Genomic DNA, 24073 nt, shown 5'->3' with positions numbered 1-24073 from the left:
TGTTCGGGCAGCCATGGAAACGGCGTGCGGGCGGCTCTGGCCCGCCGTTCGTCCGTTTCCGGGCAGCCGGGGCCGGCGGACGGCGCTCCTTGTCTCGCAGCGGGTCCGGGATTGCCGGGTGATCAGGCCTGCTCGCTCACGGTCGCGATGGTGGTGCCGGGAACCAGCGGACACGGCACCAGCAGGTTCCCGGTCCGCTTCTCGGGGTCGTCGAGCATGGCGTGCAGCCGGTCCACGGCGATGCGGCCGATCTCGATGCGGGGGATCACCAGGGAGTCCCACTGTCCGGCGAGGTCCGCCGGCGCCGCCTCCAGAACGGCAACGGACACGTCTTCGGGGATCTTCCGCCCACGAGCGGCCAGTCCCTCGCGCAGGGACTCCGCGAGGGACTGGCTCTCCACCACGATCGCGGTCACCGCGCCGCGCGCCACCTCGTCCAGCCAGTCTTCCCCGATGCCATGCGTGCCGAGAAACCCCGGGGAGGTGTCGGTCAGCCCCAGCTGCCCGACGGTCTCCGCATAGCCGGAGCGGCGGTCCTCGTACGGCTCCATCTCCATCCACTCGCGCACATAGCCGAGCCGCCGGTGACCGTGTTCGGCGAGCCGTTCCACGATCTGCGCGCTCGCCGACCGGTAATCGGGGATGATCTGCGGGATCTCCGCGCCGGGCACCTCACGGCGGCCGATGTGGACGAAGGGGTATCCCTCGTACCAGAGCCGGGCCAGTTCGCCGCGGTCGGTGGAGACGCCGAGCAGGATGCTGCCGTCGGCCAGGTTGAGCCGGTTGGTGCCGTTCCGGTAGATCTTGCGCTCGCCGTCGCCGCCGGACCCGGTCGAGGTGAACAGCACCAGGTCGAAGCCGGTCTCCTCGGCCCGCTCCTCGATCCCGAGCAGGAACTCGAAGTAGAAGTCCTCACACGCACGCGGGAAGACACGCTCGAAGGTGTGCACACCCAGCAGGTTGTTGCGCTGATTGCGCATCGCCCGAGCGGCCGGATTGGCGACGTAACCCAGCTTTCGCACCGCCTCGAAGACCCGCTGCCGGGTCTCTTCCGGGATCCGCGCGGTCGCCGCGTTCCCGCTGATCACCCGGGACACCGCTGACTGGGACACCCCGGCCAGCCGTGCCACGTCCGCCTGGCTGGGTGCCTTGCCGCGCCGTCGCGCTGTCATGATGCCTCCTGGAGCGTGCCCCGCCGGGCGCCGGTCGCCGCGGCATGTGTCGTCTCGGCGAGTTCCCCGGCCCGGCCCTTGACGTGCAGCCAGCAGGTTGCCCAGTGCCCGTCGCCCAGCTCCGTGCGCGGCGGAGCCTCGGTGGCGCACTCCGGCATCGCGAACGGGCAGCGGGGATGGAACCGGCAGCCCGTCGGCGGGTCGATCAGACTGGGTGGCTCGCCCAACTCGTCGGCTCCGGCGAAGAGTTCATCGCGGTCCCCTACGCCGCGCTCGGGGTCCGGGGAGGACTCTATGAGCAGTTTGGTGTACGGATGCTGCGGAGACGAGATGACCTCCTCCTTGGGACCGGACTCCACCATCTGCCCGGCGTACATCACGGCGATCTCGTCACAGAGGTAACGGGCGCCGGCGATGTCGTGCGTGATGTACAGCAGCGCCAGCCCGTCCTCGGTGCGCAGCCGCTGCAGCAGGTTGAGCATCTCCAGCCGGATCGACACGTCCAGCATGGAGATCGGCTCGTCCCCGAGCAGGACCTTGGGCTCCACGGCGAGCGCACGGGCGATCACCACACGCTGGCGCTGCCCGCCGGAGAGTTCGTGCGGGAACTTCGCCGCGAACTCCGCGGCCGGGGTAAGGCTGACCCGCTCCAGAAGCTCCGTCATCCGCTGCTCGCGCCCGGCGGCGGTCAGGTGCGGCTGATGCAGGCGCAGCGCCCGGTCGAGGTTGTAACGGACGCGGTGCAACGGGTTCAGCGCCCCGAAGGGGTCCTGGAAGATCAGCTGGACCTCGGAGTGATAGGCGCGCTGTGCCCGTCGGCTGCCGGTCACGGGCTCACCGCGCAGCAGGATCTCGCCCTGTGTCGGTTCGTGGAAGCGGGCCAGCATCCGGGCGAGGGTGGTCTTCCCGCTGCCGCTCTCCCCCACCAGCGCCAGGATCTGGCCGGGCCTCAGGCGGACGGTCGCGTCCTCGACCGCGCGTACGACGGAGGTACGGCCGAGCGGACCGCGGACGGTGAAGTGCTTGGAGACGTCGCGCGCTTCCAGGACGTACGTCGGTGCGTCCGTCTGCTCGGGCGCCTGAGCCGCCTGCCGATCCGGAGCAGACGCGACTTCGGGTACTGACTCGGTCATCCGATCCTGCCTTCCATCTCGCCGTCAGTCTCGTTGAGCAGGCACGCCGCCTCGTGCCCGGGTTCCGGACCCACCGGCAGGAGCACAGGGAGTCGTTCGTCGCAGCCCTCCGTCCGCCGTGCGCAGCGCGGGTGGAACGCGCAGCCGGTCGGTGGACGGCGCAGGTCGGGCGGGGTTCCGGGGATGCCGTTCAGGGTGCGCAGCGGGGCGCGCAACGGAGGGAAGGAGTCCCGCAGGCCCTGGGTGTACGGGTGTTTCGGGGCGCTGTAGAGCGCCGCCGCCTCGCCCACCTCGACGATGCGGCCGGCGTACATGATGGCGATGCGGTCAGCCAGTTCGAGCAGCAATGACAGGTCGTGGGTGACAAAGATGACCGCGAAGCCCAGCTCCCGGCGCAGGCGCAGGACTTGGGCGAGGATCTGCCGTTGCATCACCACGTCGACGGCCGTCGTCGGCTCGTCCATCACCACCAGCTCGGGACCGCAGGCCAGGGCCAGGGCGATGGCAGCGCGCTGGCGCATCCCGCCGGAGAGCTGGTGCGGGTAGTCGCGGACCCGGTCCGCGGAGATGCCGACCAGGGCGAGCAGTTCCGCCGCACGCGTCCAGGCGTCCCGCTTGTTCAGCGAGCGGTCGCGGGCACGCAAGACGTCGGTGAACTGGGCGCCGATCCGCATCACCGGATTCAGCGCGTCCATCGCGGACTGCAGCACGATGGACAACGCCGTCCACCGATATCGACGCAACTGCTTGCTGCCGAGCGCGACGAGGTCGACGGGGGGAGCGCCGTCCCGGCCATGGAAGAGGATCTCTCCCCCGGTGGTGACGGCGGGCGGACGCTGCAGCCGGGTCAGGGCGGTGATCAGCGTGGACTTCCCGGAGCCCGACTCTCCCGCGACGCCGAGGATCTCACCCCGGTGCAGGGTGAAGGAGACGTCGGAGCAGGCGCGCACGGGCACGCTGCCGGTGGCGTACTCGACGGTCAGGCCGCGGACCTCCAGGACGGCCTGTCCGACGGGGGCTGTGGAAGAGCGTTGGTACTCGGCCTGTACGGTCATCAGGATCCACCTCCGGGCTGAACGGTCACTGAACGGAGAGGCATGGGATACCCGGTCATCAAGCCCCGCCTCCCGCTCGCGCCGGCCGCTTGGTCCTGCGCACAGACGCGGGGCGGGCGACCCTCAGCTTGGGATTGGCGAGTTCGTCGACGCCGAAGTTGACCAGTGCCGCCGCCGTACCGATCAGGGCGATGCACAGACCGGGCGGTACGAACCACCACCACAGGCCGCGCAGCACGGCGCTCTGCTGCTGCGCCGACTGGATCATCGTTCCCCAGCTGATCGCCGAGGAGTCGGAGATTCCGAGGAACGCGAGTCCCGCCTCGGCCATCACCGCGCCGATCATCGCGTGCAGGAACATCGAGGCGATGAGGCCGGTCAGATGGGGCAGCACTTCGGCGAAGACCAGCCGGCGGCCACGTTCGCCGAGCATCCGCATGGCCCGTACGAAATCACGGTTCGCGATGCTGAGCGCCTGGGCGCGCAGTGTGCGTGCCCCGCCGGACCAGCCGAAGAAGCCGATGATCAGGGCGATGGTGGTGAGCCCGGTGCCCTGAAGGTAGCCGGTCACGATCAAGATGAGCGGCAGCGCGGGCAGCACGAGGAACAGGTTCGTCAGGAAGTTCAGGGCGGCGTCCGTCCGGCCGCCGTAGTATCCGGCCGATACGCCGACCAGGATCGCCATCGCGGTGCCGACCACCGCGCCGAGCAGCCCGACGTACATCGAGCCCCGGGCACCGGCGATGACCTGGGCGAGGACGTCCTGTCCGAACTGGTTGGTTCCCAGAAGGTGTTCACCGCTGGGTGGCCGGGCGATGACGCTGGTGTCGTTGGCGCGCGGGTCGAGACCCAGCAGGCTGTGTGCCAGCCAGGGGCCGAGCACGGCCAGCAGGCAGAACAGGGCCAGAATGCCGAGGCCGATGCGGACCTTCCAACTGGTGAGGAATGCGGTACTCAACGCCCGTCACCCTCCTTCTCTGATGCGCGGGTCGAGCAGGGCATACACCGAGTCGGCCAGCAGGTTGGCCAGCAGGACGGTCAGCATGATGAGGAAGAAGACCCCTTGCATCACCGGGTAGTCGCGCTGCTGGAGCGAGGAGTAGAGCAGGTAGCCGATGCCCGGGTAGTTGAAGACGACCTCGGTGAGCAGGGCACCGCCGACGACGTGGCCGAGTGCGAGAGCGAAGCCCGTGAAGTTCGGCAGGACGGCGTTGCGGGCCGCGTAGCGGAGCATCACCCTGCGGCCGGACAGGCCCTTGGCCTGGGCGAGCAGGACGTAGTCCTCACTCACGGTGGTCACCGTCATGTTGCGCATGCCGAGCAGCCAGCCGCCGAAGGCCGAGAAGACGATGGTGGCCGCGGGCAGCACCCCGTAATGCAGCACGCTCAGGAGAAACGACGGAGAGAGGCCGATCGGCAGGTCGGCGTCGTATCCGCCGGACAGCGGGAACCAGCCCAGCAGGAAGCCGAAGAGCCAGAGCCCCAGCAGCGCCATCCAGAAGTACGGGATCGCCGAGACGAAGGTGGTGAGCGGGCTGACCACGGTGTCGAAGCGGCCTCCCGCCTTCCAGCCGGCCACGGCACCGATGCCGGTGCCCAGCACGAACGCGATCACCGTGGTCGTGCCGACCAGCAGCAGGGTCCAGGGCAGGCCCTGCCACAGCAGGTCGCTCACGGGGGTGGGGAAATTGCTGATCGAGATGCCGAGATCGAAGTGTGCCAACTGGCCCAGGTAGTCGAGATATTGACGGCCGAGATTGGCGTCCGGATTGCCGAAGACCTTCTGGATCGACTCCAGGGCGCTCGGCGTCAGTTGCTGACCGCTGACGCGCTGGAGCTTGTCGACGATCGCGGCGGACGGGTCGCCCGGCATCAGCCGGGGCAGAAAGAAGTTCAGAGTGATCGCCGACCAGGCGGCGGCCAGGTAGAAGCCCAGTCGACGTGCCAGGAACCCCCAGCGGCGGGGAGCCCTGGCACTGCGCACAGCGGGTGCGGCTGAGGCGGTCACTGCGGTCACTTGACGGCCTGCTTCAGCTTCAGGAGAGCGAGCGTGGTGTCAGGGCCGAGACCGGGGAACGGCACGTAGGAGAAGTGTTCGGGGGTGGGCCAGCCGGACCAGTGCTCGGCGTTGATCGCTATGAACCAGTAGCTGTTGTAGATCGCGCTGTACGGCACCTGCTCGGCAACGATCTTCTGCAACTCGTGCCCGGCGCTCGTCGTCACGGTGGGATCGTCCGCGGAAAGCAACTTGTCGATCGCGGCGTCGGTGGACTTGTCCTTCCACCGGCCGAAGTTGGTGGCGGCCTTCTCACCCAACGGGCGGTAGGCCCGGCTGCTCAGGGCGCTGTAGACACCGGCGACGCCGGCCCCGCCCGTGGTGGTGATAGTGAGGTCGAAGTCGCCGGACTGCTGCTGGTCGAACAGGTTGGCTCCAGGGGCGCCCACCGACTTCACCTTGATACCGAGATGCTGCTCCCAGCTGCGGACCATCATGTTGGCGTAGGGGTCCCAGCCGAAGTCCTGGTTGAACGACAGCTTCGGGGCGTAGGACTTGCCGTCCTTCACCAGCTTGCCGCCCCGGACCTCGAAGCCACTGAGCGCCAGCTCCTTCCTCGCCCCCTCCGCGTCGACCTGCTGCACCTTGCCCCGGTACTCGGGAAGGATCACATCCGCGTAGATCTCGTCGACCAGTCCCGTAGGGCCGGCCTCCGTACCAGGACGCTGGAGCGTGGTGACGATGTCCTTGCGCGGAATCGTCATCGCCAGCGCTCTGCGCACGTGGACGTTGTCGAAGGGGGCCTCGGCGGTGTTGAAGAAGAGGGAGTACGCGCCGCCGGTGGCGTACTTCTGGTACAGGTGGTGCTTCGGGTTCTTCGCGACGTACTCCTGCTCCGCGCCATTCCAGGCCACGAGGGCCCAGTCCACATCACCACGCAGCAGTTGCGCCCTCACGGCGTCGCCGCTGGTCGGGATGATCTTGAAGTGTTTCAAGGGGAACCGGCCGCCCCAGTAGTCGGTACGGGCGCCGAGGGTGACCTGCTGGGGCGCGAACCGCTCCAGGGTGAAGGGGCCGGTGCCCACCGGGTCGGGGTTGGTCCAGCGCTTGAGGTCCTTGCCCGCCCAGATGTGCCTGGGCACGACCGGGAGTTGAGGGGAGGCCAGCTGCCCCAATTCGCTGAAGGCCGGGCGGGGCCAGTGCACGGCGACGGTGGCGGCATCCTTCTTGGCGACGCGGTCGTAGGTGGTGCCGCCGGTGTTGAAAGCGGGGTCTGTCAGCGGGATGCTCAGCGAGAAGACCACGTCGTCGGCGGTCATGGGCTTGCCGTCCGAGAACTTCACGTCGTCGCGCAGCTTCACGGTAAGGGTGGTTCCGGACTCGTCGAACTCCAGGCTCTTGGCCAGCCAGGGCTTGACCTTTCCGCCGTCGCTGTAGTCGATCCGCACCAGCGGCTCGTAGATCAACTCGCTGTTGGGGGACTTCTGGGTGGCAGGGCCGAACATGTTGTAGTTGCGGACGAACGTCGTCCCGCCGTCGGTCTTGCCGAACACGAGCGCGTCCGCGTCCTTACCGCCCTCCGCCCCGGTTCCATCGGCGCCCGTCCCCACCGTGCAGGCGCTCGCTCCGAGCGGGATGGCGACGGCCGTCACGGCGGCGCGCACTAGGAAGGCTCTTCTCGTGGGCATGGCTGACTCCTGGCTCCTCGTGATGGCGGTGCGGGGCGCAAGCGCGATGCTCATACGTATGAGCATCTGCGCGAGAAGTGCATGGGCCGTTGCTTCTACGTATGACCCGGGAACGTACGGACGCTGCGGAGGTGCGTCAAGAGTGTGAAAGGAAGGTTTTCCGGCCATCAGTGCCCGATGACGTGCCCAACGGGGGCAGCAGCATGGGTGACTTGTGCTTTGGGCTGGTGAAACCCGCTGCTCACGGCCCTACTTGAGATCAACGATGAACGCGGCAGGTCTGTCGGGCGCGGAGCCTGTCAGCTCCGCGGCCGAGCCAGACAGTCCCCGGACGCCCGGGCCGCGGGGCGCGGCTCGTGTGCCGCTGCGGTTGGCGGACCACGCATTGACACCCTGCCGTGACATGCCTAGGTTGTGCGCGTCTATCGATGCGTATCGTCCGCTTGCGCCACCGGCCCGGCATTGCCCGCCACGACCCCACTCGTGCGCGCCCCTCCCGCCAGTAGATGTCTGGCCTTCACATCCCGCGCGTTCTTGCGGTGACGCCGCACTGCCCACCCTTGGACATCCATGACCCGAACGGGGCTCCATCCGACGGTGCGTCGATCGGCCCCACGCGCCCATCCACACGGGAAGCTTTCCCTCCATAAACCGACACTTCGAACCTCAGGGACTCAGGAGCATGCCCATGCCGCGCCCCGACCAGCCGCACCTCACATGGGGGCGTATTCCACGCCCCGCCTTCGGCGCTGACTACAACCCCGAGCAGTGGGACAAGGCGATATGGAAAGACGATGTCCGCCTGATGCGCGAGGCCGGGGTCAACCTGGTGTCACTCGGCATCTTCGCCTGGTCCTGGATCGAACCCAGGCCGGACGTCTTCGACTTCTCCGGTCTCGACGAGGTCATCACCCTGCTGCACGAAGCAGGCATCGCCGTTGATCTGTCCACGCCAACCGCCGCGCCGCCGCTGTGGTTCTCCCACGCCCACCCCGAGTCGCTGCCCGTGACGGCCGACGGACGAACGCTCGCACCCGGGTCCCGTCAGGCGTACTGCCCGTCCTCGCCGGCCTACCGGGACCGTGCCGCGCTGATCACCCGCCGCCTCGCCGAACGCTACGGCGACCACCCGGCCGTGGTGATGTGGCACGTCAACAACGAGTACGCCAACGCCAACGCCCACTGCTGGTGCGACACCTCCGCCGCTGCGTTCCGCAGCTGGCTGCGCACCGTGTACGGCAACGATCTGGACGCCCTCAACGACCGCTGGGGCACGGTCTTGTGGGGGATGCGCTACAGCGACTGGGAACAGGTGATTCCGCCACGCACCAGCATCAGCAGTCTTTCGCCCGGTCTGTGGATGGATTTCTACCGCTTCAGCGACGCCGAACACCTGGCCTGCTTCCGCGCCGAACGCGACATCCTGCGCGCCCACTCTCCCGGCCGCCCCGTCACCACCAACTTCATGGCAAGCGCGCTCAGCTGGTCCGACTACTGGCGCTGGGCACGCGAGGTCGACATCGTCTCCAATGACCACTACCTCATGTCTGAGGACCCGAACCGCAGCGCCGATCTCGCCTTCGCCGCCGACCTCACCCGCGGCCTGGCCGACGGACGTCCCTGGATACTCATGGAGCACTCCACCTCCGCGGTGCAATGGCAGCCCCGCAACGTGGCCAAAGTCCCCGGAGAAATGGCCCGCAACACTCTGACCCACCTTGCCCGCGGCGCCGACGGCGCTTTGTTCTTCCAGTGGCGCCAGTCCGCCTACGGCCCGGAGAAGTGGCACTCGGCGATGGTCCCCCATGGCGGCGAGGACACCCGCATCTGGCAGGAGACCAAAGCTCTCGGCAACGCGGTGGCCGGTCTCGCCGACGTTGCCGGCAGCACCTGCCCGCCGGCCGAGATAGCCCTGCTGCTGGACTACGAAGCCATGTGGGCCCTGGAACTGCCCCACCGTCCCAGCACCGATCTGACGTACTCCGGCGTTCTTCGTGACTGGCACCGTGCCCTGTGGACCCTCGGCCTGCTCTGCGATCTGGTCCCCGCCCCCGGCGAGCAGCGCCTCCTGCTGGTCCCCTCGCTCTACGCGTTGTCCACCGACACGGCCCGCGCGCTGGAGGACTACACCGCACGCGGTGGCCATCTGGTCGTCGGCCCGTTCAGCGGGTTGGTCGACCCGGACGACCGGGTCCACCCCGGCCCGTATCCCGGGGCGCTGCGTGACCTGCTCGGCCTACGGGTGGACGAGTATCTTCCGCTCACTGCCGGGGGAATTGCCGGCCTGGACGACGGCTCGACCGGCCGCATATGGGCCGAGCGTGTCGTACCCGACGCAGGCACCGAGGTGGAGAGCCGATTCACCGAGGGTCCGGCGGCGGGCGGCCCAGCCATCCTCCGCCGCGGTAACACCCGCTACCTCGCCACCCGCCCCGATGTCCCCTCTCTCCTGCGCCTTCTTCCCCTGTGGGCCGCACGGGCCGGCTGTACAACTCCGGTTCAGGGAGCCGGCCATGGTGTGGAGGTCGTCCGGCGAAGCGCGCCCAGGGGTGGGAGTTGGCTCTTCGCCGTCAACCACACCCTGCACCCCGTGCAGGTGGCCGCGACAGGAGTCGACCTCGTGTCCGGCATCCGCTCGCCCGGCGCGATCACCCTTCCAGCGGGCGAAGTTGCCGTGATAGCCGAGGACCGCTGAGGATCCCCAGTGACATTCTCAAGCAGGGGCGCTGCCGGGCTGCCACCTCTTCATACTTCCGCCGGCCCTCGGCCGCGACGGCCAACGCCACGTAGACGGGCCGGTTGGCGACCGCGACGTCGCGGATCTTCACGCCCGGTCGCCACCTCACCGCCGGCCGCAGGCGCCGGCCGGTGTCGGGCCGCTTCCGTCGCCTGCCAGTCAGTCCCGTCCCGCCCGCGACCCCTGCTGTTGCCCGCAGTCGGTACGCGCCTGCGTTCCGGGCGGCCGTCGGGCCCGGCCGCCCGGAACGGCCGCTCTCAGAACTCTCAGACGCGGTAAGGGTTGCGCAGATAGGTCAGGCTCAGATCGCCCGTGTTGCCGAAGTACCGGGAGACCAGGTACGCGGGATCCGTCGCGATCACGCCCGCCTGAAGGTCGCTGCCGTCGTTCGTGTCGTCCCAAGTCCAGGGAGCGTGCGCCGCGTTGTCCGTGCCGTTGTCGCCGCGGAACGCGCCCCACTCGGCGTACGTCTCACTGTTGTTGCGACGGCCCCAGAGGCTGTCGGAGGCGGTGAGGTCTGTGAGTCCGTACCGCGCGTCGCGGTCGTTGCCACCGGCCGGGACCGAGCCCGCACCGCGGCTCGGCTTGTAGACGATTCCGTCGCCACCGGGGAAGTCGGCACCGTTCCAGGCGTAGGCACCGTGACCGCGCGCTTCCTGGAAGCTCGTCGGGTGCGCCGCACCGTCGTGGGCCTGCATGATCACGGTGCCGTCGATGCTTTCGCGGCCGTCGGTGAAAGGGCTGCCGGGCGGGGTGTACGAGTAGAAGTTGTCATGTGCGAGCGTCACGACCGCCTGAAGGACGCCGTACTCACTGCCGTCCTTGCGGACGACCTCCAGTTGGCCCTCCATGTCGTTCTCGTGCGAGAAGAGGTTCAGCGGGTAGTCCTTCCAGTCCCGGGGGTGGAAGAACGCGTAGGTGATGTACCAGTGCGTCCCGGTCTCGACCACCGAGTAGTACGCGGTGCCGGTCAGCCGTGAGGTGTTGGCGTCGAGGTTCTCCCAGTTGTTGAGGGTGTTCCAGTCGCCGTCGTAGTTCACCGGCGCCAGGTAGTCGGCGGTGTAATACTTCGATGAGGTGTCCTGGTAATGCACGGGCGCCCAGCGGTAGGCGAGGTCGGCGTCGCTGGGGGCGGCCTGCGCGGGCGGGGCGAAGAGCAGCGTGGTGGCGCCCACGAACGCGGCCGACAGGGTGGCCAGGGCGGATCTCCAACGGGGCACGGCGGTCCTCCGGTAGGGAAGTCGGGGGTGGCGACTCCCCATGATCGGGACCGGCGGACCCTACGCAAAGCCCTGGTCAATGAATGTTCAACGGCGGAACGCGATTGTTCACCCGGGCGCTTCGGAGCGTACCCAAGTCCCCCTCAATCTCCGGGGGTTACGTCCTGAGAAGGCGCCCCCGGCTTTCGGGTCCGGCGGAACGCCGGTGACCGCCGGGCAGGCCGCGGACAGCCCGCGGTTCATCCCCGTGCGGGACCGGTGCCTGCACCACCTGTCACCGCCCCCGCCCGGCAGGACACCGAGATCGAGACGGACCTGACGGAGTTCTACGAGGACTGAGCGGAAGACCTGGTCTGGAGGATCTCGCCCATGGACTCCTCACGCCATCGCTTCAGGAGTTCGTGGAAGGCGAACGCACCGTGGGGGTAGGCGGTCGGGCCGTTCGGCCGGCCTCGTCCTTCGCGGTTGTAGTAGCCGGGGGTGCATTCGGCGTGGAACCACTCGTGGTCGGGCGCGTCCTTGGCCAAGGCGGCGATCCAGTCGTCCTCGGCTTCGCGGGCCGGTTCGATGAGGGCGCCTTCGGCTTCGGCGGCCGCGACGAGGGCCGCGGCATGGACGGCCTGCTCGTCCAGGATGTGCGTGAAGTTGACGCTGCTGGCGTTCTGCAGGGATCCCATCTGGATCAGGTTCGGGAAGCCGTTGCTGGTGAAGCCGTGCAGAGTGCGCGGGCCCTGTCGCGCCCAGGCGTGCAGCAGTTGGGTGCCGCCTCGGCCGTGGACGGGGAGCTTGCCGGAGTGGATGCCGGAGGTCCCGACGGAGAATCCTGTGGCGAAGATCAGGCAGTCGAGTTCGTATGTGGTGTCACCGACCACGACGCCGTGTTCGGTGACGCGCTCGATGCCGTGGGTGTCGGCGGTGTCGACCAGGGTGACGTTGCCGCGGTTGAACGCCGGGTAGTACTTGTCGGAGAAGGCGGGCCGCTTGCAGGCGTACCGGTACCAGGGTTTGAGCTTCCGCGCCGTGTCCGGGTCGGTGACGGTCTGCTCGACGCGGGCGCGGAGTTCGTTCATCTTGGCGGCGTCGGCGGCTTCGTAGGCGGCTTCGAAGGCTTTCCGGTCGCCTTGACGGCGGAAGCTCGGCAGAAGCTTCTCCAGGAGGCCGGCGGACGTGGTCCACCGGTCCGCCACGAGATCCTGTTCGGCTGTCTCACCGGAGACGATACGGAGATAGTTCTCGCGGCGTTCGCGCGCCCAGCCGTCGTGGTCGGCGCCGACGTCGCGAGCGGTGGTGCGGCGGTTGGCGCGTACGTCCACGGTGGAGGGGGTGCGCTGGAAGACGTAGACGTGTCCGGCGTCCTCGGCCAGCATCGGAATGACCTGGATGCCGGTGGCGCCGGTGCCGACGATGCCCACCCGCTTGTGCGAGAGGCCGGTCAGACCGCCGTCCGGGGTGCCGCCGGTGTAGGCGTAGTCCCACCGCGACGTGTGGAAAGTGTGGCCCTTGAAGTCCTCGATGCCGGGTATCCCGGGGAGCTTCGGTTCGGACAGGGTGCCGGTGGCGGTGACGACGTACGTGGCACGGAACGCGTCGCCGCGGTCGGTGGCCACGATCCAGGTGCCGGATGCTTCGTCCCAGGTCAGCGAGGTGACGGCGGTGGAGAACAGGGCGTCCGAGCCGAGGTTGAACTTCTGCGCGACCCGCACCGCGTGGCGGCGGATCTCCTCGCCGGGAGCGTACTTCCACTCCGGCACGTAGCCGGTCTCGTCGAGCATCGGCAGGTATACGTGCGACTCGATGTCGCAGTGGATGCCCGGGTACCGGTTCCAGTACCAGGTGCCCCCGAAGTCGCCGCCCTTCTCGACGATCCGGACGCGCTCCAGGCCCTGCTGCCGCATCCGGGCCCCGGCGAGGATGCCGCCGAATCCGCCACCGACCACGGCGACGTCGACGGTGTCGTGCATCGGCTCGCGCTCGGGTACGTCCCTCACGTACGGATCGGCGGCGTAGTAGCCGAACTCGGCTTCGGTGGCCCGGTACTGGCGGGCGCCGTCGGGCCGTACGCGCCGCTCACGTTCGAGACGGTAACGCTGCCTCAGCGCGGCGAGTTCGTCGGGGGTGGGCGTCGGCGCTTGAGGGATCGTCATGTGGGGGCCTCAATTCCTGTTGGCCTGCTGTCGTGCGGGCCGCCCCGGACGGGCGGCCGTCCGCTACGGTAGCAACTACCGGACAACAGTGTCCGGTTGGACGGTAGGTGCACCGTGGCACTCGGGAAGAGCACGTCCGCGCCCCCGGGCGGGCGCCCGCGAACCTCGCTGCCGACGGCACTCGCACACAGCGGACAGGAAGAGTGAACCCCCATGCGACGACTCCCGATCCGATCCCTTGCCGTGCTCGCCACGGTCAGCATGCTGACGCTCACCGGATGCGGTACGGACACAGGTGACCCCAGCGATACGGCGGCCTCCACAGGCACGGGCAGGACCATCCACGCACAGAAGGTCATGCAGCTGACGCAGGTGCACGAAGAGACCGGGATGACCCTGCTGGAGGGTCCGACCTTCGACGAGAACGGTGACCTGTTCGTCGTCGACGTCACCGCACCCGCGGGTGAACCGAAGGTGATACGCGTCAACGTCGAGAAGAAGACGTCGCGGGCGGTCCACACCGACGGCCGAGGGGCCTACACCTCGGCACAGTTCAGCCCGTACGACGGACGGCTCTACCTGACCGACTACGCCCACGGCGAGATCGTGAGCCTGGCCCCGGACGGCAGCGACCCGCGGACCTTCTTCTCCGGCAAGGTCGACGGAGCGCAGATGAACCCCGACGACATCGCCTTCGACAAGGAGGGCAACCTGTACGTCAGCGACTCACGCGGCCTGTCCGAGGGCGAGGCGCACGGCCGCGTGGCACGGATCGACCGTGACGGCAAGAAGGCCACCGTCCTGGCCGAGGAACTGGCCTCGACGAACGGCATCTCGTTCGACGTGGACTACCGCGGGCTGTGGATCAGCGAACTCACACAGAACCGGATCTCCTACCTTCGCCTCGGCGCGAAGGGAGAGGTGGCTTCCCAGCACACCGCCATCCGCGTCGACGGCGGGATCGCCCAGACCGACTCGATCGCCGTGGACGCGGACGGCAACCTCTACCAGGCGCTGCACGGCCGGCCCGCGATGGTCGTGTACAACCAGCACGGTGAGCGCCTGGCGACGGTCGAAATTCCCGCCCGCGCCGAAGGGTTCGAGTCGGCGACGAACGTGGCGATCACTCCCGGCGGGACCACGGCGTACATGACCGTCAGCGGGCCCGCCGGAGGGTACCTGTACACCTTCGACGCGCTGGCGGAAGGCATCCGGCAGTCCAACGGCGGCTGACACCGCTCCGCCACTCATCCCTCGAAGGGCCGCACTGGTCCCACCTCGACGACGAGCAGCCGCCAAGCCGCCAGCGCCCGGCGTTCCCGCTCCTCGCGAGTGGGGCCGGTGACGGCGCCGGAGACCATGGCAACGGCCAGCATGAGGTCGTCCGCCGCCCCCAGCCGATGACCGTCCGGCAGGTGTCCCCGCAGGGCGCGTTCGACCCGCTCGGACAGGGCCAGGGCATACGCGCGGATGCCCGAGCGACCAGCCCCGTCAGCGTGCAAGAGGCCGATGAACGCTGCCGACTCCGTCAGATGCCAGGTCAGCACACCGAGGACTCCGGCGAAGGTCAGGTCCTCGGTCGCGGCCGCCTTCTCGACCTGCCGCACATTCTCCTCCAGAACCGCGGTCGCCACGGCGGCCCGGTCGGGAAAATGCCGGTACAGAACGCCCTGCCCGACCCCGGCCCGACGCGCAATCGCGGACAGCGGAGCGTCCAGACCGTACTGCGCGTAAATCTCCCGGGCAGCGGTGACCAGAGCGGCCCGATTGCGGGCAGCAGCCCTGGGCCCGTGGTTCACGGGCCGCTGCTCGTCCGGTACAGGGCGCTGCGTCACCCCGGAAGAATACCGGCCACGGGCCCGCGGATACCCCTCGGGAAAGCTGCTGCACCCCCACCGGACGACACATGCGGCGGCAGGCAGGCCGTGCCGCCGACTGAACCTCCCGGACCGTCAAGAGCGACACGACCACGTACGACTACGACCCGCTGGACCGCACAGCGACCAAGACGGTGGACGCCAAGACCGCGTAAGACCAGACCATACGTCCGTAACAGTCAGGCGGGACCGGCCCGCCGCCGAGCTGCTTCCGGGGTCGGGTCTGTGGCCTGGACGGTGAACCCCTGTCTCCATTACCTCGCACGTAATCGACGCCCCCCGTTTCGCCCGGCACCCTTGCGGTACCGGAACTCGGGCGACGCACTCCGTCCGAGTTCAGGTTCCTCGACCAGCCCGTATGACCTCGATGGAGGCTGATTCGCCATGTCCGCAACTCTGCTCGCCGGCATCTCCCGCACCACTGAGCCGCAGACGATGCTGCGTCGGTTCCTCGCTCTCGACGCCCTCACCACCGGCGTCAACGGACTGGTGTACGTCACGGCGTCCGGACCGCTCGGCCGGCTGCTCGGGATCGACGACACCCTCCTGGTCGGGCTGGGCGTATTTCTCGCTCTGTTCGGAGCCGGAGTCGGTTATCTCGCCACCCGGCGGCAGCCGCCGCGGCTGCCCGTGAAGGTCGTCGTCGAGGCGAATCTGCTGTGGGCCGTCCTCAGCATCGCCGCGCTTACACTCTGGTTCGAACCGACCACGGCCGGCGCCGTCTGGATCCCCGTGCAGGCGCTGACCGTCGCCGGTTTCGCCGTCCTGCAGTGGTCCGCGCTGCGCGCCGCCGCTACCGACCTCGGGAGGAATAGCTCCCGCCACGGCAGGGTGAAGTAGAGCCGGCGGGCAGCGAGAACGTGAGCCGCCGCTTCGGCAACGAGACTCAGATCCACCATGACTGACGGTGTGCGGCATGCCGCTGATGGCGTAGTGGGGGCTGTGGGCTGATCGGCCGGGTCACGCTGTGCTGCGCTTACCGCTCGCCGCCCACACATGAGGGCGGCGCGCCGTTGAGACATCGGCACCACACTCGCTCTGGCCCTCCAGGCGCTCGCCCTGATTCCGTGAACCGCCCGCCCCAACATTGAAGCGACACACGGGATACGGTCCGTCGGATCGGCACGGGTTTCGGGGCCGGGGCGGATGCGCGTCAGCCGACCGGGTCGGGCGGCTCCGGCGACGGGCCGGGCGAGGGCGAGGGCGGGGGGATCGCGGGCGGCTGTGCTGTCGGGGCCGGGACGGTTAGCGGCTGAACCGTCGGTGCTGTGACCGTCGGCGGCTGGACCGCAGGCGGCGGAAGCGTCGGCGCCGGGATCGTCGGCGCCGGGACGCCCACCGGCGCCTGATACGTCGGCGCCTGCTGCTCGGCCAGGATCAGGGCGCTGGATGGGACGGCGATGCGCAGTTCGTGCAGGCCCAGGAGGGCGGTGTGCAGCTGCTCGGGGCCCTCGTAGGCGTCGTAGGCCAGGACGAGCCGGGCGCGCGTCTCCAGAATCTGCCAGGCATAGCGTCTGCGGAGGTTCGTCATGTGGCGGGCGTCCGCCCGCAGGAAGGTCGACCCGGCCGAGAACCCGGCGGCCAGGAGGGCCAGGATGGCCGCGGGCACCCGCGCCCCGGCGGAGGCCAGACCCGCCGCGCCCGAGATGCCGGCGAGGACCGCCGCGGGGAAACCCAGGCTGAGATAGGTCGCGTGCCAGAGCTTGGCGCGGCGCTGCGCCCGCCGCGCACCGATCCGGGCCTCGGTGATGAGCTTCTCGACTTCGGCACGCAGCGCGAGCAGCCGTGCGTCGCCGGCGGCACCCTGCGCGGCTCCGGCGGAGGTGCTGTCGGGCACGAATCCCCCTCATCGGAAAGGGAGTTGGAATTCCCGACCCGGAGTGTACGGGCTGCGCCCGGATTGGCGACAGGGGACGCACCCGCGTCACCTGTACGGGATCAGCCGCCACCGAAGCGGTGGTACGTGGCGCACCATCATGTTGAACCCGTTGGTCATCACACTGGGAATGCCACGTGCTGGGTGGCGGCCAGGACGACGGGGCCGGGTTCGATCAGACGGTGCGATCTGCGCGTCGGTGTCCCAGCCGGCGCGTGCCGTCTGTCGCATCGAATGTCGGCAGACGGGCACACCGCCATGAAGGCCGCATTGTTCCTGGATGCGGCAGGACCAGCCTTCACCCGGGCTCACATGCTCATGCTCGCCGCTACTGCTCGTTGACGGCGAGGTCGGCCACGGGCACAGCCGCCCGGGCCTGCTTCGACTGGGTGGCCAGGGCCCTCAGCGTCTCGAACGCGGCCGCCGTCGGGCCGGCCGGTTCAGCTTGATAGACCACCAGTTGCTGGTGCGGGGCCCCGTTGACCGTGAAAGCCGCGAATTTGATGTACAGGTCCCCGACCTGGGGGTGTTTGAGATGCTTGCCCTCTTGGGACTTGCCCTTCACGTCGTGCCTCTGCCAGATCCCGGCGAACTCCTTGCTCTGGGCGGACAGTTCCGCCACGACTTCGGCGATGCGCGCCGAGTCGGGGTCGTGTCCGTAGGCGGCCCTGATCTCGGCGACACAGGAGTGCGCGGCTCGCTCCCATTCCTGGTAGAACTCGCGCCCTGCCGGGTCGACGAACACCATGCGGGCGAGGTTGTCGAACCGGTCGAACCCACTGTGGAGGGCCGTGGCGAGGGAGTTGCCCGCCATGATGTCGAGGGCCGGGCCGACGACGAAGGCCGGAGTGTGCTCCCATCCCTCCATCAGCTGCAACAACTGCCGGCTGGGGCCCGTCTCGCCCCAGTCGCGGGGGCGTTGCGAGGCGGTGAGGCAGAGGCGGTTGAGATGGTCGGTGGCTTCCGCGTCCAGTTTCAGCGCCTGCGCCACGGCGTCGAGGACCTGCGGAGACGGGCTGTTCTCGCGCCCTTGTTCCAGCCTGATGTAGTAGTCGGAGCTGACTCCGGCGAGCAGTGCGACTTCCTCTCTGCGCAGTCCCGGCACCCGGCGTCGCCCGTGTTCGGGCAGACCGACGTCGTGTGGCTTCAAGACTTCTCGGCGGGCTCGGAGGAAATCACCCAAGGGTGTCCCGTTGCTCATACGGCAAGACTAGATGGTTTTCAGCCGACGAGAAGTACCGGTCGCGTAATGTGTCACTAAGTGCCATGTTCTTCACGCAGGGTGATTCTCCGCCTTGCTTGATGGGCTTTCCCGGCCTCCGTGACTCGCCGCGGAAGCTGGGCTGTCGGCAGGGAGAAGCTGAGGGGCGCTGGCGATTCGAACGGCCGCGCTCGCGAGGCACCCGTGAAGACTTCCCGCGGTCCGTCACGTGCTGTTCGCCTTCGGGGACCCGTGTTCCTGGGTGTAATGCACCCATCGTCGGAAGAGCCCTTCCCGGCGTTCTCCGCCTAGCCTTGGCAGCATGGACAACGACACGCACCCTGACTCGGTGGGAGGGCTGGGTCAGTTCCTCCGCTCCCGCAGGGAACGCCTCGGCCCTGCCGCGGCAGGACTGTCCAGCGTCGGCCGCCGGAGGGTGGCCGGCCTACGGCGTGACGAGGTCGCGGCGCTCGCAGGTGTCAGCCTGAGCTACTACAGCCGACTGGAGCAGGGCCGTGAACTCAGCCCCTCGCCCCGGGTGCTGGAGGCCATGGCCCGCGCACTGCAACTCGGGGATGAGGACAAGCGGGAACTGTTCCGGCTGGCCCGGCCGGGGGCCCGCCGCACGAAGTCCCCGGTCCGGGTCGAGCGTGTCCGCCCGCACCTGCGGCAACTGATCGAAAGCTGGACCAGGACGCCGGCCTTCATCATCGGCCACGCCCAGGACCTGCTGGCCACCAACGCATTGGCCGATGCTCTCTACCGTGACTTCGCGCAGCACGACAACGTGCTGCGCATGCTCTTCCTGGACCCCGCGGCGAAGACCTTCTACCGGAACGCGGAGCGGGCCAGGCATCGTGCGGTCGCCGACCTTCAGCAGACCGCCGCAAGCACCCCCGAGGATCCCCGCATTCTGGAGCTCGTCGGCGAACTGTCGGTGCGCAGCGGCGAGTTCCGCGCCCTGTGGGCACGCGAGTACACCCGGGTCCCGCCCTACGACGTCAAGCAGGTGTGCCACTCCGTCGTGGGAGACTTGGAGTTGCGGCACGAGGCCCTGAACATCCGCAGCGCCCCGGGACAGCAGCTCATCATCCTGCAGGCCGAGCCGAGCTCCCCCTCCGCCGACGGACTGGCCCTGCTGGGCTCCATCAACGCACCCGAAATGCCTCACCAACAGAATCCCGCACACGGCGCCTGAACCAGCAAACCGCCGGAAAACCGTCTCCGGCGGACAACACATGTGCCCCGGCGGGACTGGCACGCGACACGCCCCGGACAGTTACCGCGTATTCCTGTCGACGGCACCCGGAATTCCGGACCGGGAATCGCCGGAAAGACGCACCTCGCCGAGTGTCAGCGGATCGGAAACCAGCTGTCTTCCTGGGTGTGACACTCCCAGGAAAAGCGCAGCCTTCATAGCGCCGTACCCAAGGGGCAGACTCAAATACGTCAACAGGAAATCCCCGACAAGGGGAAGCGACGAAAGAGGTTTTCCCATGGCTACGTGGTTTGTCACCGGCTCCTCCCGCGGAATCGGTGCTGAAATCGCCCGCGCCGCCCTGGCGGGCGGTAACAATGTCGTGGTCGCCGTACGAAACCCCGAGCGTGTACCAGCCGATCTGAAGAACTCCGACCAGGTCTTCGCGGTCGCCCTGGACGTCACGGACAACGACAGCATCCCGCAGGCGGTCGAGGCCGCCGTGAACCGGTTCGGCGGCATCGACGTCCTGGTGAACAACGCCGGCCGCGGCCTGCTCGGCGCGCTGGAGGAGATCACCGACACGGAGGCCCGGTCACTGTTCGACCTCAACGTCTTCGGCCTGATCAACGTCACCCGCGCCGTTCTGCCCGTCATGCGCAAGCAGGGCTCGGGCAGGCTGGTGCACATCGGCTCCCGCTCGGGCTTCGAGGGCGAGCCCGGCGTCAGCCTGTACAGCGCGTCGAAATTCGCCGTCGCCGGCATCAGCGAGGCACTCTCCGCCGAGATGGCACCGTTCGGGATCCAGTCGATGGTCGTCGAGCCAGGCGTCTTCCGCACCGACTTCCTCGACGCCAGCTCCCTGTCGGTCGCCTCGAACCGCATCGCCGACTACGACGACACCCCCGCGCACGTGACGCTGGACTGGATCGACCGGGCCAACCACGCCCAGCTCGGCGACCCCGTCAAGGGCGCCGCCCTCATCGTCGAAGTCGCCTCTACCGAGAAGCTGCCCACGCACCTCTACCTCGGGCGCGACACCCTTGAGCGGCTCGACGTCAAGTACCAGCAGGTGCAGGACGACCTCGCCCCGTGGCGCGAGAAGTCCGCCGCCACCGCCCACGACGACGCCGCCTGACACACCGCGGGCGCCCTCGCCTTCGGGTCCCCGCAGCCCTCTCACGCAGCCCGGCCAGGCAGGAGGACCTGACCGGCCGGGCACCGCGCCTGCCCGACTCTCCCCACCTCCCAGCCTTTCGATCAAAGAGATTGAGGTTTTGTGATGTCCGCTGCTCTGCTCACCGGCACTCCCCTGGCCGGCCGTGTCGCCGTCGTCTCCGGTGCTTCCAGCGGCATGGGCGCTTTCACCGCCCAACGCCTCGCCGAACTCGGCGCCACCGTGGTCGCACTGGCCCGGCGCAAGGAGCGCCTCGACAGTCTGGTCAAGACCATCGAAGCCGCAGGCGGCACGGCGCTCGCCCTGGCCGTCGACGTCACCGACCGCGACGCCGTCCAGACCGCCGCCGACCAGGTCGCCACGCGCTTCGGCAAGGCCGACCTCGTGTTCAACAACGCCGGCGTCCAGCTCATCTCCGGCATCGAGGAGCTCAAGGTCGACGACTGGCAGCGCCAGATCGACCTCAACATCACCGGCCTGATGAACATCATCGCCGCGTTCCTCCCCCACCTGACGGACTCCGCCGCCCAGGGAAAGCCCGCCGACCTGATCAACACCTCGTCCATCGCGGCCACCCGCGTCCTGGAGAAGTTCTCCATCTACTCCGGCACCAAGGCGTACATCAGCCACCTCACCCGGCTGCTCCGCGTCGAACTCGGCCCCAAGATGGTCCGAGTCGCCACCATCGAACCCGGCATGGTCGACACCGAACTCCCCGACCACGTCACCGACCCCGACGCCTCCAAGCTGATGGCCGACCTCATCCACGACATCGGGGGGGGGGGGGGGGGCCCCCCCCCCCCCCCCCCCCCCCCCCCCGCCATGACGTGTTGACGGAGACGGACGACGGGACAACTGGCGGCACTCCTCCGAGACGCGGGTGTCCGGCACAGGTGTTGTCACGGCTGGCTGCCAGGCGCTGCGCGGGGGGTGTCCGGTCGCCGCCCCGCGTGTTCGCGCGCGGCACGATCGGTCGATGGCATCCACCGGGATGCAGTGAGTGCCCCCGGTCCGCAGGATCAACGGCCGGGGGACGATGGCGGAGAATGCTCAGCCGGCGGGATGCTCAGGCAGCCGGGGTGTTCAGCACGTACTCGCGTGAGGCGTGAACCTCGCTGCGCAGGGCGGCCAGGTCGACGTCGAGGACCTGGCCGTCCCACTTGCGGGGTTCGCCGTTGATGAGGACGGCGCTGATGTTGCGGGCGTCGGAGCCCAGCACGACGGTGCCGATCGGGTCGTTGAGCGGCATGTTGTTGAGGTCCTCGGCCTGGATGACCAGCAGGTCGGCCTTCTTGCCCGGGGTGAGTGAGCCGGTGACGCCGGCCAGGCCGTTGGTGCGGGCGCCCTGGAGAGTGGCGAAGTCGAGGACGTCGTGGGTGGTGATGCGGGAGGGCTGCCGGCCGGTGCCGTAGGCGGCGTTGACCGCGCGCATCCGCTGGATGGCGTGCAGGGCCCGCATCTGGGTGAACATGTCGCTGGCCAGGGCGACTTCGACGTCGATGCTCAGTCCGGGGCGGATGCCGACGGACAGTGCCTCGTCGATGGCGGGGATCGCGGTCTCCAGGCCGATCTGCGCGTCGGACGTGGGGGCGAGGGCCACGGTGGTGCCGCTCTCTCCCATCGCCTGCCACGCCTCGGAGGTCAGCCCGGTGGAGTGGATGAGGGTGACGTCGGGGCTGAGGATGCCGTCCTTGGCCCAGCGCAGCACCGCCTCGGAGGAGGACATGCCGAAGACGGCGTCCACGCTCACGCCGATACCCAACTCCTTTGCGACGCGGGAGAGTTCGTGGCCGTAGGCGAGCGCCGGTCCGGCGATCTCCTCGGTGGCCAGGGTCGCCAGGCGCAACGTGAGCAACTGGTCGTCGCTGCTGAAGTACCGGTCCTTGAGGCGGGTCAGGTCGCCGGGCCACTGCCGGTCCCACGCGCCGAAGTGCGGGCCCATGGAGGCGTGCACGCCGCGGATACCGGTGTCGACGAGCGCCTCGATCGCGGCGTCGGAGTGCTCGCGGGTGCGGGAGTTGTGGGAGAAGTCGAGCATGGTCGTGATGCCGCTGTCGATCGCGGTCAGGGCGGCCAGCCGGGTGCCGACGTACATGTCCTGGGGCCGGTAGACCGTGGCATAGCCGGCCAGGGTGGCCATGACATAGCCGCCGAGGTCGTCGACGTCCGGCATGATCCGGCGCAGTTGGGCCTCCCAGGCGTGCCGGTGGGTGTCGACGAAGCCGGGGGTGAGGATCGTGCCGGTGGCGTCGACGACCACGGCATCGCCCGCGCCGAGGTCGCGGCCGACGGCGGTGATCGTGTCGCCCTCGACGAGGAGGCCGCCGTCGTCGATGACGCCGAGCCCGGGGTCCATGGTGACGATGGTCGCGCCGGTGAACAGGAGGCGCCGACGGTCGGCGGGACGGCGCCGGAGCTCGTCGAGCACGGCGGCGCTGGTGGTGTCGTTGACGTTCATGAGAAGTCTTCTTTCAGTACGGCGGAGAGGGACGGGAGGATGGGCTGTAGGCCGGAGAGGGCTGCGAGGCCGGGGTGTCGGCATCGGGACGGTGAGCGCCGATCGGAGGGAAGGTCAGCCGAGCTTCATGACGTAGCCCGCGTGGTGGAGTTCGTCGCCCTGGAACTCTCCGTAGGCCCAGAAGCCGAGGTCGTCCAGGTAGTCGATGCGGTCGCCGTCGATCCAGTACCGACCCTGGTAGGCGTGCGGGCGGCCGCCCCGGGTCTCGTCGTAGCGGCCGTCGGCGGTGAGCTCCTGGTGCAGGAAGCCGTTCTTGTCGATCCAGACGCCGACGCGCGGGCTGCCGGTCAGGTCCGCGGCGGTCGGGATGCCCGTCTCGGGGGCGGTGGCCCGCCCGGGGACGTCGGTGCCGGCCCACAGGACCGGCTGGCCGGCCGCGACGAGTGCGCGGACCTGCTCCGGCCGGGTCACGAGGGTGGCCACCGCGCTCGGCACGTCGGAGGCGAGTTCGTCGGGCACCACCAGGAAGTCGGGGGTGTTGCCCGGGGTCAGCGTCGCGACGTACTCCGAGCGATGGCCACGGCCGCCGGCCAGCGCCACGGCGTCCACGACGGCGGGGGCGATGGTCAGGCCGGTGCAGTCGACGACGACGGCGTTGTCGTCCCCTGCCGCGGTGACGATGGCGGGACCGACCCCCACCACCAGGGAGCCGACGAACAGGAGGTCGGCGCCGGTCATGGTCCCGATCAGCGGGTCCATCGTCAGGATGCGGGCGTTGGTGAACAGGACGGGACGTCCCCCGTCGTTCGAGACGATCTCGTCGAGGGCCTCGGGGTGCCAGCTCATGGTGTCGGTGATGCTCATCGCGTGCTCCTCAGTGGAGTCGCCTCATCGGGGTGCCCGCTGCGGAAGTGAGCGCCGGTGCGGGTCCGAGGCGAGTGTTCGACGGCTACGGCGGCCGCCTGACCACCAGGTTCGTCGCGCGGCGGAACCGGAACCAGGCCGCCGTATCCCTAGGTGTCGGGCACCCACGATCCGTCCCGCGGCGTACGAAGGAGCGGGCGTGGGGCGGTCTCGCACGGCCCGCGCCGTTGCCGTACCGCACGAAGGGCCCCGTCACTTGCGATGATGGGTGCGCTAT

General features: G+C 69.0%; 19 protein-coding genes. 6 read left to right on the top strand and 13 right to left on the bottom strand.

Annotated elements, in window-relative coordinates:
• Nucleotides 1-122: 122 nt before the first annotated feature.
• The 6 genes from IF11_RS0133820 to IF11_RS0133795 are packed head-to-tail and all read right to left on the bottom strand — an operon-like array spanning nucleotide 123 to nucleotide 7044.
• The gene (locus IF11_RS0133820) at nucleotides 123-1172 is read right to left on the bottom strand and encodes a LacI family DNA-binding transcriptional regulator (RefSeq protein ID WP_030355628.1); all 1050 of its coding nucleotides are present in this window, start codon (nucleotides 1170-1172) and stop codon (nucleotides 123-125) included.
• Nucleotides 1169-2305: an ABC transporter ATP-binding protein gene (locus IF11_RS0133815; protein ID WP_030355627.1), complete on the bottom strand. Its 1137-nt coding sequence runs from the start codon at nucleotides 2303-2305 to the stop codon at nucleotides 1169-1171. The genes IF11_RS0133820 and IF11_RS0133815 overlap by 4 nt, the downstream gene beginning before the upstream one ends.
• Nucleotides 2302-3360 carry an ABC transporter ATP-binding protein gene (locus tag IF11_RS0133810; protein ID WP_030355626.1) on the bottom strand — a complete coding sequence of 353 codons (1059 nt, stop codon included), beginning with the start codon at nucleotides 3358-3360 and terminating at the stop codon, nucleotides 2302-2304. The genes IF11_RS0133815 and IF11_RS0133810 overlap by 4 nt, the downstream gene beginning before the upstream one ends.
• A gap of 58 nt (nucleotides 3361-3418) precedes the next feature.
• Complete coding sequence (locus tag IF11_RS0133805) at nucleotides 3419-4318, bottom strand: ABC transporter permease (protein WP_030355625.1); 900 nt, start codon at nucleotides 4316-4318, stop codon at nucleotides 3419-3421.
• A gap of 6 nt (nucleotides 4319-4324) precedes the next feature.
• Nucleotides 4325-5368 carry an ABC transporter permease gene (locus IF11_RS0133800; RefSeq protein ID WP_078491055.1) on the bottom strand — a complete coding sequence of 348 codons (1044 nt, stop codon included), beginning with the start codon at nucleotides 5366-5368 and terminating at the stop codon, nucleotides 4325-4327.
• A 5-nt stretch (nucleotides 5369-5373) separates the two neighbouring features.
• Nucleotides 5374-7044: an ABC transporter substrate-binding protein gene (locus IF11_RS0133795; RefSeq protein ID WP_030355623.1), complete on the bottom strand. Its 1671-nt coding sequence runs from the start codon at nucleotides 7042-7044 to the stop codon at nucleotides 5374-5376.
• A gap of 688 nt (nucleotides 7045-7732) precedes the next feature.
• Here IF11_RS0133795 and IF11_RS0133790 point away from each other — a divergent pair.
• The gene (locus tag IF11_RS0133790) at nucleotides 7733-9739 is read left to right on the top strand and encodes a beta-galactosidase (protein ID WP_051746436.1); all 2007 of its coding nucleotides are present in this window, start codon (nucleotides 7733-7735) and stop codon (nucleotides 9737-9739) included.
• A 308-nt stretch (nucleotides 9740-10047) separates the two neighbouring features.
• On the opposite strand, the gene IF11_RS0133785 is transcribed toward IF11_RS0133790, so the two are convergent.
• Nucleotides 10048-11001, bottom strand: coding sequence for a hypothetical protein (locus tag IF11_RS0133785; protein ID WP_030355621.1), 954 nt, complete (start codon nucleotides 10999-11001; stop codon nucleotides 10048-10050).
• 326 nt (nucleotides 11002-11327) lie between these two features.
• Complete coding sequence (locus tag IF11_RS0133780) at nucleotides 11328-13145, bottom strand: flavin-containing monooxygenase (RefSeq protein ID WP_030355620.1); 1818 nt, start codon at nucleotides 13143-13145, stop codon at nucleotides 11328-11330.
• Nucleotides 13146-13358: 213 nt separating this feature from the next.
• Here IF11_RS0133780 and IF11_RS0133775 point away from each other — a divergent pair, with 213 nt between their 5' ends.
• The gene (locus IF11_RS0133775) at nucleotides 13359-14378 is read left to right on the top strand and encodes an SMP-30/gluconolactonase/LRE family protein (protein WP_030355619.1); all 1020 of its coding nucleotides are present in this window, start codon (nucleotides 13359-13361) and stop codon (nucleotides 14376-14378) included.
• Between the two features lie 14 nt (nucleotides 14379-14392).
• Here the strand turns inward: IF11_RS0133775 and IF11_RS0133770 are convergent, their stop codons facing one another.
• Nucleotides 14393-14980, bottom strand: coding sequence for a TetR/AcrR family transcriptional regulator (locus IF11_RS0133770; RefSeq protein ID WP_030355618.1), 588 nt, complete (start codon nucleotides 14978-14980; stop codon nucleotides 14393-14395).
• A gap of 426 nt (nucleotides 14981-15406) precedes the next feature.
• Between IF11_RS0133770 and IF11_RS0133765 the strand changes: the two genes are divergently transcribed.
• A complete protein-coding gene (locus IF11_RS0133765; protein ID WP_030355617.1) occupies nucleotides 15407-15862 on the top strand; it encodes a hypothetical protein in 456 nt (151 codons plus the stop codon).
• 313 nt (nucleotides 15863-16175) lie between these two features.
• Here the strand turns inward: IF11_RS0133765 and IF11_RS38020 are convergent, their stop codons facing one another.
• Both IF11_RS38020 and IF11_RS0133755 read right to left on the bottom strand, forming a co-directional pair.
• Complete coding sequence (locus IF11_RS38020) at nucleotides 16176-16859, bottom strand: hypothetical protein (RefSeq protein ID WP_051746434.1); 684 nt, start codon at nucleotides 16857-16859, stop codon at nucleotides 16176-16178.
• A gap of 367 nt (nucleotides 16860-17226) precedes the next feature.
• Entirely contained in the window at nucleotides 17227-18099 is an 873-nt protein-coding gene (locus IF11_RS0133755) for a helix-turn-helix transcriptional regulator (RefSeq protein WP_030355615.1), read from the bottom strand.
• 322 nt (nucleotides 18100-18421) lie between these two features.
• Here IF11_RS0133755 and IF11_RS0133750 point away from each other — a divergent pair, with 322 nt between their 5' ends.
• From IF11_RS0133750 to IF11_RS0133740, 3 genes are all read left to right on the top strand, one after another.
• Nucleotides 18422-19297: a helix-turn-helix transcriptional regulator gene (locus IF11_RS0133750; protein ID WP_030355614.1), complete on the top strand. Its 876-nt coding sequence runs from the start codon at nucleotides 18422-18424 to the stop codon at nucleotides 19295-19297.
• A gap of 298 nt (nucleotides 19298-19595) precedes the next feature.
• Nucleotides 19596-20435, top strand: a complete 840-nt coding sequence (locus IF11_RS0133745) for an SDR family NAD(P)-dependent oxidoreductase (protein ID WP_030355613.1) — start codon at nucleotides 19596-19598, stop codon at nucleotides 20433-20435.
• A gap of 141 nt (nucleotides 20436-20576) precedes the next feature.
• Entirely contained in the window at nucleotides 20577-21308 is a 732-nt protein-coding gene (locus IF11_RS0133740) for an SDR family oxidoreductase (RefSeq protein ID WP_078491048.1), read from the top strand.
• 232 nt (nucleotides 21309-21540) lie between these two features.
• On the opposite strand, the gene IF11_RS0133735 is transcribed toward IF11_RS0133740, so the two are convergent.
• Nucleotides 21541-22932: an amidohydrolase family protein gene (locus IF11_RS0133735; protein WP_030355611.1), complete on the bottom strand. Its 1392-nt coding sequence runs from the start codon at nucleotides 22930-22932 to the stop codon at nucleotides 21541-21543.
• A gap of 114 nt (nucleotides 22933-23046) precedes the next feature.
• The gene (locus IF11_RS0133730) at nucleotides 23047-23796 is read right to left on the bottom strand and encodes an Atu4866 domain-containing protein (protein WP_030355610.1); all 750 of its coding nucleotides are present in this window, start codon (nucleotides 23794-23796) and stop codon (nucleotides 23047-23049) included.
• Nucleotides 23797-24073: the final 277 nt, after the last annotated feature.

It is taken from the genome of Streptomyces scopuliridis RB72 (genome assembly GCF_000718095.1).
Taxonomy (GTDB): domain Bacteria; phylum Actinomycetota; class Actinomycetes; order Streptomycetales; family Streptomycetaceae; genus Streptomyces; species Streptomyces scopuliridis.
The sequence above is the reverse complement of the archived record's forward strand: the minus strand, read 5'-3'. Positions and strand labels throughout refer to the sequence as shown.